The following is a 12,183-nucleotide window of genomic DNA, read 5'->3' on the forward strand; positions in this document are numbered from 1 at the left end:
AATCCGGCCGCTGCATCCCCAACGGAGGGGCATACCTTTGACTCAAGCCACATCTAGCGATGAGGTGCGCTACCAGGACGAGGGGAAAGCAAGGCGCAGCCTGGGCCGCGTTCTCACTCATAACCTGTCGGCCAAAATCGCAGCCACCCCCATGGTGGTCACAGTGCTCGTCGTGTTTATCGGCTGCACGCTGTGGACCATCTGGTACTCGTTCACCGACTCGCGCCTGCTGCCAACCGGGGATTTCGTTGGCTTTGAGCAGTATGAGCGCCTCTTCAACACCTCGCGCTGGAATCGCTCCGTCAGCAATCTGATCTGGTACGGCGCATTTTCTCTCGTTCTGACGCTTTCGCTCGGTTTCCTGCTGGCGGTGCTTCTGGATCAAAAGGTCCGCTTCGAGAGTGCCTTCCGCACGATTATGCTCTACCCGTTCGCCTTGTCCTTCATCGTGACGGGCCTGGTCTGGCAGTGGATCATGAACCCGACGCTCGGCTTGCAAGGCACGCTGCGCAACATGGGTTGGGAAAGCTTCACGTTCGACTGGATCGCACAGTCAGACATGGTCATCTATGCGCTGCTGATCGCTGGGCTTTGGCAGGGTACCGGATTTGTCATGGTGCTGATGCTGGCCGGATTGCGCAGCATCGACGATGACATCTGGAAGGCTGCCCGCGTCGACGGCATTCCGGCCTGGCGCACCTACCTCTTTATTGTTCTGCCGATGATGCGCGGCGTATTCGTTACAGCCGTCGTGCTGGTCGGTGCCGGTATCGTGCGTCTGTATGATCTGGTGGTAGCCTTGACCAATGGCGGTCCAGGCATCGCCTCTGAAGTGCCGGCCAAGTACGTTTACGACTACATGTTCACTGCGGGAAATATCGGCCAGGCTCTGGCGGCATCGACCATGATGTTGGTCACCGTAATGATTATCATTGTGCCTTGGGCCTACCTCGAATTCGGCGGGCGGAGTAAGAAGTCATGAGCAATCCCGCACAGCTTTCAACCAATGTCGCGCTCGATGCGGTGGATAATAAGGGCATGCGGCTTGAGGGGAACCACGGTCCTCGTCCGAAGCCCTTCTTCACGCCCAAGCGGATCGTTCTGTACTCGATCCTGTTCGTTGCATGTCTTTATTACCTTTTCCCGCTCTACGTGATGGTCGTGACATCGTTCAAGACGATGCCGGAGATCCGGTTTGGGAACATATTCGCACCACCGATCGAATTCACGGGCGAGCCGTGGGTGAAGGCATGGACCTCAGCCTGCACAGGACTGACCTGTAACGGCCTAAACCCGGGCTTTTGGAACTCCGTCAAGATTCTGATCCCGTCGGTGTTGCTTTCCACGGTCGTTGCGGCGGTTAATGGCTATGGTCTCGTCAACTGGAAGTTCAAAGGCTCGGAAATCTTCTTCTCGATCCTGATCTTCGGCTCGTTCATTCCCTACCAGGTCATGATTTATCCGCTGGTGATGATCACGCGTGAGCTAGGAATCTACGGCTCGATCTGGGCGGTTATCCTGGTGCACACCATCTTCGGCATGCCGATCCTGACACTGCTGTTCCGCAACTACTTCGCATCTCTGCCGGTGGAGCTCTTCAAGGCGGCCCGTGTCGATGGGGCCGGCTTCTGGCGCATCTTCTTCGAGATCATGTTGCCGATGTCGTTGCCGATTATCGTCGTCGCGTTGATCCTGCAGGTCACCGGTATCTGGAACGACTTCCTGTTCGGCGTGGTCTTTGCGGGCACGCAGAACTACCCGATGACCGTCCAGCTCAACAACATCGTCAACTCGGCACAGGGCAGCCCGGAATATAATGTCAACATGGCTGCCACCATCCTCACGGGTCTTGTGCCGTTGATCATCTACTTCATCTCAGGCCGCCTGTTCGTTCGCGGCATCGCCGCCGGCGCGGTGAAAGGGTAAGCCTCATGGATCACAGTGTTTCCATTCGCGACCTCTCCTTGAGCTTTGGCAATGTCCGGGTTCTAGAGCATCTCAATCTTGATATCGGGCAGGGCGAGTTCATCGTCCTTCTCGGCCCCTCGGGCTGCGGCAAGTCGACTTTGCTGAACTGTATTGCAGGGCTTCTCGACGTTACCGGCGGGCAGATCTTCATCAGCGGCAAGAACGTGACGTGGGAAGAGCCGAAAGACCGTGGTATCGGCATGGTCTTCCAGTCTTATGCGCTCTATCCGCAGATGACCGTGGAGCGGAACCTCTCGTTCGGCCTGCGCGTCGCGGGGATGGACAAGAAGGAAATCGATCAGCGCGTTAAGCGCGCCTCCGAGATCCTGCAGATCGAACCGCTTCTCAAGCGCAAACCTGCGGCACTTTCTGGTGGCCAGCGTCAGCGTGTTGCCATTGGCCGCGCGCTTGTGCGTGATGTTGATGTCTTCCTGTTCGACGAACCGCTGTCCAACCTCGACGCCAAGCTGCGTAGCGATTTGCGCGTCGAGATCAAGCGCTTGCACCAGCGTCTCAAGAACACGATGATCTACGTCACCCACGACCAGATCGAAGCGCTGACGCTCGCAGATCGTATTGCCATCATGAAGAATGGTGTGATTCAGCAATTGGCGGATCCACACACGATCTATAATCGTCCGACCAATCTCTACGTCGCCGGCTTCATCGGCTCTCCTTCGATGAATTTTCTTGAAGGTGATCTGATCGGCGGTGATCAACCGACCATTCGGCTTGAGAGCGGTACGACCATTCCGGTCGGCGGGTACGAGTTCGAAACCAAGCCAAAGAGCGGGTCGACCAAAGCGGTTCTCGGCATCCGGCCGGAGCATATCCTTGTCGGCGAGGCTGCGGCATCCATGCCCTATCAGGAAGACGTCGTGATAGAGATTGTCGAGCCCATGGGATCGGACACTCTTGCCTATACCACTGTCGGTGGTGTCTCTGTCTCGGCGCGTGCTGACAGCGAGCTCGACCTCAAGGCGGGCCAGAAGCTTCGGGTCGGGTTTGATCCCGGACGCGGGTCGATCTTCGACGTTGAGACGACGAACCGGCTCTAGGCTAACAATCTTCGGGAGATGCTCCCTTAATCGTGCGTCGGGCCGCGGCAGTCGCTGCGGACCCGGCTGCCGTGCCAATCAAGAAAGTTCAACCGATGGACCTATCATTCCAGCTCTACAGCGCGCGCAATTTCCCGCCGCTCGATTCCGTTCTCGCGAAACTGTCGGAACTTGGCTATTCACAGGTCGAGGGCTTTGGCGGCCTGTTTCAGGATGTCGATGCGCTCGTCTCCAGCCTGAAAGCCAACAATCTCACTATGCCCACTGCGCATATTGGCCTCGACCAGTTGATGGATACCGACGCCACCCTGTCGATTGCAGAAAAGGTGGGGATCAAGACTCTCTATTGTCCGGCCATCCCGCGCGAAAAATGGGAGCAGGGCGAAGACGACTGGAAGCAGTTGGCCGAGACCTTGGGCGGGTTGAGCCGCACCTATACCGCCAAGGGCTATGGCTTTGGCTGGCATAACCATCATTTCGAGTTCTGGCCGACGGCCTCTGGTGCTTTGCCGATGAACATCCTGCTCGATGGCGCCCCGGATATCGAATGGGAGATGGATGTCGCCTGGGTGGTCCGTGGCCAGAATGACCCGCGTGCATGGATGGACAAGTTCGGCGATCGCATCACAGCTGTCCACGTCAAGGATCTGGCTCCTGAAGGTGAGAACAGCGATGAAGATGGCTGGGCCGACGTTGGCCACGGCGTGATGAACTGGAACGAGCTCATCAACGACGTCACAGAGAAGACCAAGGCCCGCTATTTCGTCGCCGAACACGATAATCCTGCCGATTTCGAGCGCTTTGCCAGCCGTTCTATCGCAACCGCCAAGAACTGGAAATAATCCGATGGCCAAGACTTACGGCGTCGGCATCATGGGTGCCGGCAATATCTCGAGCGCCTACCTGCGGCTTGCGCCATTGTTCAAAGGGCTGGAAATCCGTGCGGTTGCTGACATCAACCCGGATGCCACGAAAAAGCGTGCTGACGAATTTGGTGTCGCCGCGCAAAGTCCGGATGAACTGTTGAACAACAGCGAAGTTGACGTGGTGGTGAACCTCACTATCCCGGCGGCTCACTACAAGGTGGCGATGGATGCCATCAGCGCTGGCAAGCATCTGTATTCGGAAAAGCCGTTCGTCCTGACGCTTGAGGAGGGCCTGGCCCTTCGCAAGGCGGCGGAAGAGCGCAATCTGGCCGTGGGTAGTGCGCCTGACACCTTTCTCGGTGGTGCGCACCAGCAGGCTCGCGACATCATCGACAGCGGCAAACTCGGCAAGATCACGTCCGGAACGACGCATGTGATGAGCCGTGGCATGGAGCACTGGCACCCCAATCCGGAATTCTTCTTTCAGGTTGGAGCCGGTCCGATTCTCGATATCGGACCGTACTACGTCACAAACCTCATCCACCTCATCGGGCCGGTGAAGCGCGTTACCGCTTTTGCCAACATGGCACGTACCGAACGCGAGGTGACCGCTGAAGGTCCTTACAAGGGCACCTCGGTCAAGGTTGGGACACCTACCACCATCCACGGTGTGCTGGAGTTCGCCAGTGGCGCGGTTGTTACGATTGGCGCGAGCTGGGACGTGTCGAGCCACGGTCACCACAATATCGAGTTGTATGGCACTGAAGGTACCATCTATGTGCCAGATCCCAATTTCTTCGGTGGTGATCTGACCATTACCGACCGCGCCGGAGAAAAGACTGACGTCGAAGCCTGGGATCATCCATTTGGAGTGTTGAACCAGGATCTCGACAAGCCATCGCCGCGTGCCAACTACCGCACCGCCGGTCTAGCGGATATGCTTGCGGCGCTTGAAGAGGGGCGCCCTGCACGTTGCGGACAGGATGTGGCGCTGCACGCCGTAGAAGTCATGACTTCGCTTCTCAAGGCCGCAGAGTCTGGTTCGGTTCTGACAATGCAGACGACCTGTGACCGACCGCTTGCCCTGTCGCCCCAAGATGCGCAGGCCCTGCTCAAGGGCTGATCGCTTGACAGGGTGGGCAGGACAAATAAGCTCTCGAATGGTGGTGCCGGGCTGACGCTCGGCACTGTCTCATTATAATCGCCGATGCAGCATGAGGTACGTGCCTCACTGGAAGTGATGCGGCGGATACAAGCGGAGGATGATTATGCGCACCATCAAAGGGCCAGGTATCTTTTTGGCCCAATTCGCAGGGGATGCGGCGCCGTTCAATTCGTTGGACGCGATTTGCGGCTGGGCTGCAAACTATGGCTATAAGGGCGTTCAGATCCCGACCTGGGTCACAGATTTCATAGACCTGCAAAAGGCTGCGGAATCAAAGACCTATGCGGATGAGTTGAAAGGCACTGTTGCCGAGCACGGGCTCGAAATCACCGAGCTGTCGACGCATCTTCAGGGCCAGCTGGTCGCTGCGCATCCGGTTTACGATCTGCCGATGGACGGCTTTGCGCCAGCGCAAGTACACAACAATCCGAAAGCACGTCAGGAATGGGCGGTTCAGCAGCTTCACTGGGCTGCCAAAGCGTCTCAGAACTTGGGGCTCACCGGCCATGCAACATTCTCTGGCGGCCTCGCCTGGCCGTTCCTTTACCCGTTTCCGCAACGCCCGGCGGGCCTGATCGACGAGGCATTCTCCGAGCTCGCACGCCGCTGGACGCCAATTCTGAATGCTTTCGATGAAGCAGGCGTCGACGTTGGTTACGAGCTGCACCCGAGCGAAGACCTGCACGACGGCATCAGCTATGAGATGTTCCTTGAGCATGTGAATAACCATCCACGTGCCAACATCCTCTACGACCCAAGCCACTTCCTGCTGCAGCAGCTCGATTATCTCGAGTTCATCGATATCTATAAGGACCGAATCAAGCTGTTCCACGTCAAGGACGCTGAGTTCAATCCGACTGGTCGGCAGGGCGTATATGGCGGCTTCCAGAACTGGGTGGACCGCGCGGCGCGCTTCCGCTCTCTTGGCGACGGGCAGGTCGATTTTGCAGGCATCTTTTCGAAGATGGCACAGTATGACTTTGCCGGCTGGGCTGTGCTCGAATGGGAATGTGCGCTCAAGCATCCTGAAGATGGTGCGCGTGAGGGCGCAGAGTTCATCGATGCTCATATCATCCGTGTGACCGAACGCGCCTTCGACGACTTCGCGGCGTCCGGCACGGACGACGCTGCTAACCGCAAGATGCTCGGGCTTTAGGGGGAGACGATGGCTGAAAACCGCAACAGACCCATTCGACTTGGCATGGTCGGCGGCGGCGCCGGTGCTTTCATCGGCGGCGTGCACCGCATCGCCTCGCGCATAGACGGGGAGTATCAGCTGGTTGCAGGGGCCTTGTCCTCGCGGCCGGAAGTCGCCAAGGAGTCGGGGCGCGAGCTTGGACTGGCTGACGACCGGATCTACACCGATTATGAGGAAATGGCCCGCGCGGAAGCTGCGCGCGAGGATGGGATCGAGGCGGTGTCGATCGTCACTCCCAACCACATGCACTTCGGTCCGGCGAAGGCATTCCTTGAGGCGGGCATCCACGTCATCTGCGACAAGCCGCTTTCATCCTCACTAGAGGATGCGCAGGCTCTGGCTTCGGTGACGCCGAAGAACGGCGCGAAGTTCCTGCTGACGCACAACTACACGGGCTATCCGCTCATGCGCCAAGCGCGCGAGATGGTGCAGTCCGGCGCCCTTGGCAAGATCCGTGTGGTCCAGGTGGAATACCCACAGGATTGGCTGACCGAAAAGACCGACGAAGATAACAAGCAGGCCTCTTGGCGCGTCGATCCGAAACGGTCCGGTGCCGGGGGCGCCATTGGCGATATCGGAACGCACGCCTACAACCTGGCGCGCTTTGTCACCGGCCTGAAGACCGAGAAGCTGGCGGCTGACCTGACGGCATTCGTGCCGGGCCGGCAGCTTGATGACAATGTGCACATCATGCTGCGCTTCGAAGGCGGAGCAAAAGGCATGTTGTGGGCGAGCCAGGTGGCTGTCGGTTGCGAGAACGGGCTGCAGCTGCGGGTCTATGGCGATAAGGCCGGCATCGAGTGGCGTCAGGACAATCCCAATCAGATGTGGTTCACCGAGTTCGGCAAGCCCAAGCAATTGCTCACCCGCGGTGGTGCAATCGGCGTTGCCCCTGCCGAGCATATGGGCGTGCGCGTGCCACCCGGTCACCCGGAAGGCTACCTCGAGGCCTTTGCGACCCTTTATACGCAGTTCGCCGCCATCATCCGTGGCGATGGTGCAGAATACACGGATGTCTTGCCTTCCATGGCAGACGGTATTGAAGGCATGCAGTTCATCATGGCAGCTGTCCGCTCAAGTGAGCAGGATGCGGCCTGGGTGACCCTCGAAGGGTAATTGCAGGCACTCAGATGCATAAAAGCACAAGGGCCGCTACTGCGCGGCCCTTTTTCGTCTGATCAACGCTGGTGAGACAGAGCCCGCAGTCGAGCTACAAATTCAGTGCGTCCAGGGAGTCTTCCGGCCAGCACGGAAATTGTCTGAATAGGATACCCGCTTTGGCGTCGTCTGGTGCACCGGCTGAACAGTGTAGGGAATGCCGTTCTTTTGCGCGTAGGCTTCAGCGGCTTCAAGGGTCGAGAACGACAGCTTGATCTGCTGGCGCGTATCGGCGGAGGTGGTGTAGCCCATGAGTGGTTCTATCTGGTGCGGCGCAAGCGGCTCATGCACAAGCAACCACTGCTTCGACTTTCCACGTCCCGACTGCATGGCGTTGGGGGAGGGACGGTAGATGCGGGCGGTCATTGTGGTCCTCGTCTCAAGCGTACTACGCACAAGATCTTGGCATCTCTGCCATGGCGGTCAAGAGCCGCCGCTACTGTGATGGTCGGGGCAGAGTGATTCGAACACTCGACCCCCGGTTCCCAAAACCGGTGCTCTACCAGGCTGAGCTATACCCCGAAAATCACCATCTCCCGTTACAAGCTTCGCAAGCAAAGGGCAAGGCCAAGCTTCGCTCTTTCCATTGACGTTAAGCGTTCGCTCGGGGAAAAAGCCTGCATGATCGATCTCGGACAGCGCTGGCCTTTCGGCCTTAATCGCAAGACCTGGCCAACCCACGTAAATGTGGTGCTCATCATACTGTTCGTCGCGCTCTGGTTCGACGCCTGGCTGTCCCAGGAGATGATGGCGTGGCCGATGGTCTGGCGCGCGCCGTTCTTCTTTATCACGGATTACGGCCTTGCCGACTGGGTGTTGGTCTCCTCGGTGCTGATGTTCGTGTTGGGACTGGCGGTCTTCTACCTGAGCCGCGGACTACGGCGGCGCGCTGCGATGGAGCTTACTCTGCTCGGTGGCTATCTCTTCGTCACCGTCGCCGGAGCCGGCATACTGACGCAAATCCTGAAACGCTTGTTCGGTCGCGGCAGGCCACCTGTCTTTTCTGATGCCGGCGCGTTTGATTTTCAGCGCATTTTCAACGACTGGACGTATCAGAGCTTTCCATCAGGGCACTCGACAACTGCGCTGGCTTTTGCGTTCGCGATCGGCTTCATGTCGCCGCGATTTTTCCCTCTGCTGCTTACACTTGCCGTAGCGACAGGAATCTCACGCATCGCCGTAGGGATGCACTACCCAACCGACGTTATCGCTGGTTTCGTCGTCGGGATTGCGGGGGCCTATATCGTCCGCAATCTCTTTGCCCGCCGCCGTTGGCTGTTTGTTGCCAACGGCGAAGGGCGCGTTCGCTTTCGGGGCGTTCCGGCCTTGAGACGCGTGCTTCGCGGTTATTCCAGACGGATCTTTCGGTAGCGATCTATTGCGGCCGTAAGGTCGCTTTTGAGGTCGTCAAGATCTTCGAAGCCTATATGGAGGCGGAGCAGTGTGCCTTGTTCCTCCCACGGAACGGCGGTGCGCGCCGAGCCAGTCTTGAACGGCACACAAAGGCTTTCATAGCCGCCCCATGAAAAACCCATCGAGAACAGCTGCAGATCATCAAGAAATGCCGCTAGCGCTGCACGGGGCGCCGGCTTCAGAATAATCCCGAACAGACTCCCCGAGCCGGTGAAGTCGCGTCGCCAAAGCGCATGGTCCGGGTGCGATGGCAGCGCCGGATGGAGAACACGCAAGACCTCGTCCTGCCCCTCCAGCCAGCCAGCGAGTTCAACCGCACGTGTGCAGTGAGCCTCCATGCGGATCGAAAGCGTCCTGAGGCCACGCGCAACGAGAAATGCTTCGTCGCCGGACGTATAAAAGCCCAGCAACCCGCGCACGCGCTCAACATCCGGCCAGCACTCCTCAGTAGTCGATATCGTGCCGGCAAAGGCATCCGAGTGCCCAACGAACATCTTGGTTCCGGCATGAACCACGATGTCGGCACCAAGCGCCAGCGGTTGATAGTAGAGGGGTGTGGCCCAACTATTGTCTACTACCACTCTGGCACCAGCAGCATGCGCCGCCGCCGCAATGGCCGGCAGATCCTGAATCTCGAATGTCCCAGACCCAGGGCTTTCGCAGAAAACGGCCTTTGTGCGGTCCCCGATAAGTTCAGAAATCGCTCCGCCAATGCGCGGATCGTAATAGCGCACCGATACACCGAACCTTTGAAGAATCCCGTCCGAAAATTTGCGTGTCGGCTCGTAGGCGCTGTCGGTCACAAGGATCTCGTCGCCAGCTTCCACGCAGGCGAGAAGAGCAATGGTAATCGACGAAAGACCCGAGGGGACCAAACGGGTGGCATGTGCACCCTCAAGCTTTGTGATCAAGGCCTCGACCGAGGTGGTTGTCGGATTCCCGGCACGGCCATAAAGGTATGGCTGACTTTGTGCTTCGAGATCCGCCAGCGTTTTGAACAACACGGTGGAGCCGCGATAGACGGGCGTATTCACGAAGCCGAACTGATCTTCGGGCGCTCGACCGTGGTGGGTCAGCAGCGTCTCGGTGCCTAATCCATCCGCGTTTTTATTGGTGTTCGAACTCATCCGGCGCTTACCTGCAATTGTATCTTTTCGTCGCCGCGAACGTGGAGTACCACGAGCGCGCGTGGGTTGCCTTGAGTGCTTGTTGAGGGCAGTTTCGATGCTTATCAGCTTCACAGGCGCCTGCAACAGGGCCGACATGCCTTGTCGGAACGTTGAAGAGTAGGACACCACCATGCACCACGCTGTTACGTCCCTGGTTCTTGCTACCGCAATGCTGTTTTCGGCAACCCTGGCCGCAAGTGCGCAGACGCTGGAACGCGTTCGGGACCGCGGGTTCGTTCAATGCGGGGTGACTGAGGGTACGCCCGGTTTCTCGGCGCGGAACGCCGAGAACATCTGGACCGGCTTGGATGTGGATTTCTGCCGCGCGGTAGCTTCGGCGATCTTCAACGATCCGACCTCTGTCCGGTTCACTCCGCTCACAGCACAGGAGCGCTTCGACGCGCTTGTTGCTGGCGAGATCGATATTCTCGCGCGCACCACCACCTGGACGATGAGTCGCGATACGGCGCTCGGCATAGATTTTGTCGGTGTCCTCTATTACGACGGACAAGGGTTCATGGTGCGGGAAGACTCAGAGGTTGCCTCAGCCTACGGGTTGACCGATTCGCGGGTCTGCATGGAAGAAGGCACCACATCTCAGCTCAATGCGGTGGATTTCTTTGCGGCAAATGACATTGAGCCGGAAATCCAGACATTTGTGAATCAGGATGCGGTGTTCGCAGCTTATGAAGATGGCCGTTGCGACGCTGTCACAAGCGATCTTTCAGCGCTCGCTGCGGAACGCTCCAACCTGCAGAATCCGGAAGATCATCGCATTCTGCCAGACGTCATCTCCAAGGAGCCTTTGGCGCCAGCAGTGCGTCAGGGCGATGCGCAGTGGTTCAACATCAATCGCTGGGTCTATCACACGATGATCGAGGCCGAAGAACTCGGCGTCACCCGGGACAATGTCGATCAAATGCTTGGATCGGACAATCCTGCAGTTCGCCGTCTTCTCGGCGTTGAGGGAGACTTTGGCGAGCCCTTGGGATTAACCAATGACTGGGGATACCGGATCATTCGGCATATCGGAAACTACGGCGAGGTGTTCGCACGGCATATCGGTCCTGCCACCAGCATCGGGCTTGAGCGCGGTCTCAACGCGCTGTGGACGGATGGCGGCATTCAGTACGCCATGCCGATACGGTAGATCGATCGATGTGGCGCCTTGTCTCGCGATCGCTGGTCCTCTGTGCCGCGCTTCTGTCTTGTGCCATCGCCGTGTCGCCGGTTCATGCGCAAACCCTCGAGCAGGTGCGCGAGCGTGATTACCTGATCTGTGGCGCAGTCGGCCCGCTAGCCGGCTTCGCCCAGCAGGATTCTGAGGGACGCTGGACCGGCTTTGATATCGACATTTGCCGGGCAATCGCTGCAGCGGCGCTCGGTGACCCAAACAAGCTTGAGTTCCGGGCCCTCTCCGGGCGCAGCCGCTTCGCACCGTTGCAGATTGGCCAGGTCGACGTCATCGTGCGCAATGCTCCATGGAGCTTCGGGCGCGATGCGATGTTCGGGGCACGTTACGTTACGCCGACCTTCTTCGATGGACTGGCATTTATGGTGCCGCAGGAACTTGGCCTTGTCTCAGCCTATGAGCTCGACAATCTGTCGATCTGTCTTGTCGAGGGCGGAGAAGAGCTCACACGGCTGCGCGAGTTCTTTTTCCAGAACCAGGCAAGCTATCGCGAGGTCCTGTATCAAGACCTCGCGGACCTTCGGATCGCTTATCGGGCAGGCTATTGCGATATCGTTGCGGCGGCGGGCAGGGACCTTCACGCAATGCGGCTTGAATTGCCGGACCCCAGTGCGCATCGAATTCTTCCGGAGCGCATATCCAAGGAAGTAATCGGGCCGGTTGTTCGCGATGATGTCCCGCAATGGATCGACCTTGTCAGGTGGACCATTTTCACGCTGATCAACGCTGAGGAGCTGGGCCTGACCGCGCTCAACACCGACTCGCTCTCCGGCACAAGAACTGATGCCCTACGGAAGTTACTTGGTCTGAGTGAAGATTTTGGCGCTGGGCTTGACCTCGAACCCGACTTTATGACGGATATCATTCGAGCGGTCGGCAATTACGGCGAGATCTACGAACGAAACTTCGGTCCGCAAAACGGTGCGGCATTGCTGCGCGGTCAGAATTCCCTGTGGAGCAATGGCGGCCTGATTTATGCACCGCCGATCCGGTAGC

Annotated in this window: 12 protein-coding genes and 1 tRNA gene; 10 read left to right on the top strand and 3 right to left on the bottom strand. The window is 58.4% G+C overall.

Annotation, left to right across the window (positions count from 1 at the left end):
* The first annotated feature begins 64 nt into the window (after window positions 1-64).
* From IE127_RS00260 to IE127_RS00290, 7 genes are all read left to right on the top strand, one after another.
* Window positions 65-982, top strand: coding sequence for a carbohydrate ABC transporter permease (locus tag IE127_RS00260; protein ID WP_373297292.1), 918 nt, complete (start codon window positions 65-67; stop codon window positions 980-982).
* 56 nt (window positions 983-1,038) lie between these two features.
* Window positions 1,039-1,926, top strand: a complete 888-nt coding sequence (locus IE127_RS00265; RefSeq protein WP_373297293.1) for a carbohydrate ABC transporter permease — start codon at window positions 1,039-1,041, stop codon at window positions 1,924-1,926.
* Window positions 1,927-1,931: 5 nt separating this feature from the next.
* On the top strand, window positions 1,932-3,026 hold the full coding sequence (locus tag IE127_RS00270) for an ABC transporter ATP-binding protein (protein ID WP_189422328.1): 1,095 nt from the start codon (window positions 1,932-1,934) through the stop codon (window positions 3,024-3,026).
* Between the two features lie 95 nt (window positions 3,027-3,121).
* Window positions 3,122-3,868, top strand: coding sequence for a sugar phosphate isomerase/epimerase family protein (locus IE127_RS00275; protein WP_189422330.1), 747 nt, complete (start codon window positions 3,122-3,124; stop codon window positions 3,866-3,868).
* Between the two features lie 4 nt (window positions 3,869-3,872).
* A complete protein-coding gene (locus IE127_RS00280; protein WP_189422332.1) occupies window positions 3,873-5,015 on the top strand; it encodes a Gfo/Idh/MocA family protein in 1,143 nt (380 codons plus the stop codon).
* Between the two features lie 145 nt (window positions 5,016-5,160).
* The gene (locus IE127_RS00285) at window positions 5,161-6,213 is read left to right on the top strand and encodes a sugar phosphate isomerase/epimerase family protein (protein ID WP_189422334.1); all 1,053 of its coding nucleotides are present in this window, start codon (window positions 5,161-5,163) and stop codon (window positions 6,211-6,213) included.
* A gap of 9 nt (window positions 6,214-6,222) precedes the next feature.
* Window positions 6,223-7,371 carry a Gfo/Idh/MocA family protein gene (locus IE127_RS00290; RefSeq protein WP_189422336.1) on the top strand — a complete coding sequence of 383 codons (1,149 nt, stop codon included), beginning with the start codon at window positions 6,223-6,225 and terminating at the stop codon, window positions 7,369-7,371.
* 102 nt (window positions 7,372-7,473) lie between these two features.
* Here IE127_RS00290 and IE127_RS00295 read toward each other — a convergent pair whose 3' ends face one another.
* Together IE127_RS00295 and IE127_RS00300 are read right to left on the bottom strand one after the other, a co-directional pair.
* On the bottom strand, window positions 7,474-7,779 hold the full coding sequence (locus IE127_RS00295) for an ETC complex I subunit (RefSeq protein ID WP_189422338.1): 306 nt from the start codon (window positions 7,777-7,779) through the stop codon (window positions 7,474-7,476).
* 79 nt (window positions 7,780-7,858) lie between these two features.
* A tRNA-Pro gene (locus IE127_RS00300) sits at window positions 7,859-7,935 on the bottom strand.
* Between the two features lie 99 nt (window positions 7,936-8,034).
* On the opposite strand from IE127_RS00300, the gene IE127_RS00305 reads away from it, so the two are divergent.
* Entirely contained in the window at window positions 8,035-8,784 is a 750-nt protein-coding gene (locus tag IE127_RS00305) for a phosphatase PAP2 family protein (RefSeq protein WP_189422340.1), read from the top strand.
* Here the strand turns inward: IE127_RS00305 and metC are convergent.
* The gene (gene metC, locus IE127_RS00310) at window positions 8,760-9,953 is read right to left on the bottom strand and encodes a cystathionine beta-lyase (RefSeq protein WP_189422342.1); all 1,194 of its coding nucleotides are present in this window, start codon (window positions 9,951-9,953) and stop codon (window positions 8,760-8,762) included. The genes IE127_RS00305 and metC overlap by 25 nt on opposite strands.
* Window positions 9,954-10,125: 172 nt before the next feature.
* Here metC and IE127_RS00315 point away from each other — a divergent pair, with 172 nt between their 5' ends.
* Both IE127_RS00315 and IE127_RS00320 read left to right on the top strand, forming a co-directional pair.
* Window positions 10,126-11,145 carry an amino acid ABC transporter substrate-binding protein gene (locus IE127_RS00315; protein WP_189422344.1) on the top strand — a complete coding sequence of 340 codons (1,020 nt, stop codon included), beginning with the start codon at window positions 10,126-10,128 and terminating at the stop codon, window positions 11,143-11,145.
* 8 nt (window positions 11,146-11,153) lie between these two features.
* The gene (locus IE127_RS00320; RefSeq protein ID WP_189422346.1) at window positions 11,154-12,182 is read left to right on the top strand and encodes a transporter substrate-binding domain-containing protein; all 1,029 of its coding nucleotides are present in this window, start codon (window positions 11,154-11,156) and stop codon (window positions 12,180-12,182) included.
* Window position 12,183: the final 1 nt, after the last annotated feature.

Source organism: Devosia pacifica (assembly GCF_014652635.1).
Lineage (GTDB): Bacteria > Pseudomonadota > Alphaproteobacteria > Rhizobiales > Devosiaceae > Devosia > Devosia pacifica.

Excerpts from the sequence above, each read along its gene's own strand:
- IE127_RS00265 (WP_373297293.1), top strand. The coding sequence starts at position 1,039 with ATGCGGCTTGAGGGGAACCACGGTCCTCGTCCGAAGCCCTTCTTCACG.
- IE127_RS00270 (WP_189422328.1), top strand. The coding sequence starts at position 1,932 with ATGGATCACAGTGTTTCCATTCGCGACCTCTCCTTGAGCTTTGGCAAT.
- IE127_RS00275 (WP_189422330.1), top strand. The coding sequence starts at position 3,122 with ATGGACCTATCATTCCAGCTCTACAGCGCGCGCAATTTCCCGCCGCTC.
- IE127_RS00280 (WP_189422332.1), top strand. The coding sequence starts at position 3,873 with ATGGCCAAGACTTACGGCGTCGGCATCATGGGTGCCGGCAATATCTCG.
- IE127_RS00285 (WP_189422334.1), top strand. The coding sequence starts at position 5,161 with ATGCGCACCATCAAAGGGCCAGGTATCTTTTTGGCCCAATTCGCAGGG.
- IE127_RS00290 (WP_189422336.1), top strand. The coding sequence starts at position 6,223 with ATGGCTGAAAACCGCAACAGACCCATTCGACTTGGCATGGTCGGCGGC.
- IE127_RS00295 (WP_189422338.1), bottom strand. The coding sequence starts at position 7,779 with ATGACCGCCCGCATCTACCGTCCCTCCCCCAACGCCATGCAGTCGGGA.
- IE127_RS00305 (WP_189422340.1), top strand. The coding sequence starts at position 8,035 with ATGATCGATCTCGGACAGCGCTGGCCTTTCGGCCTTAATCGCAAGACC.
- metC (WP_189422342.1), bottom strand. The coding sequence starts at position 9,953 with ATGAGTTCGAACACCAATAAAAACGCGGATGGATTAGGCACCGAGACG.
- IE127_RS00315 (WP_189422344.1), top strand. The coding sequence starts at position 10,126 with ATGCACCACGCTGTTACGTCCCTGGTTCTTGCTACCGCAATGCTGTTT.
- IE127_RS00320 (WP_189422346.1), top strand. The coding sequence starts at position 11,154 with ATGTGGCGCCTTGTCTCGCGATCGCTGGTCCTCTGTGCCGCGCTTCTG.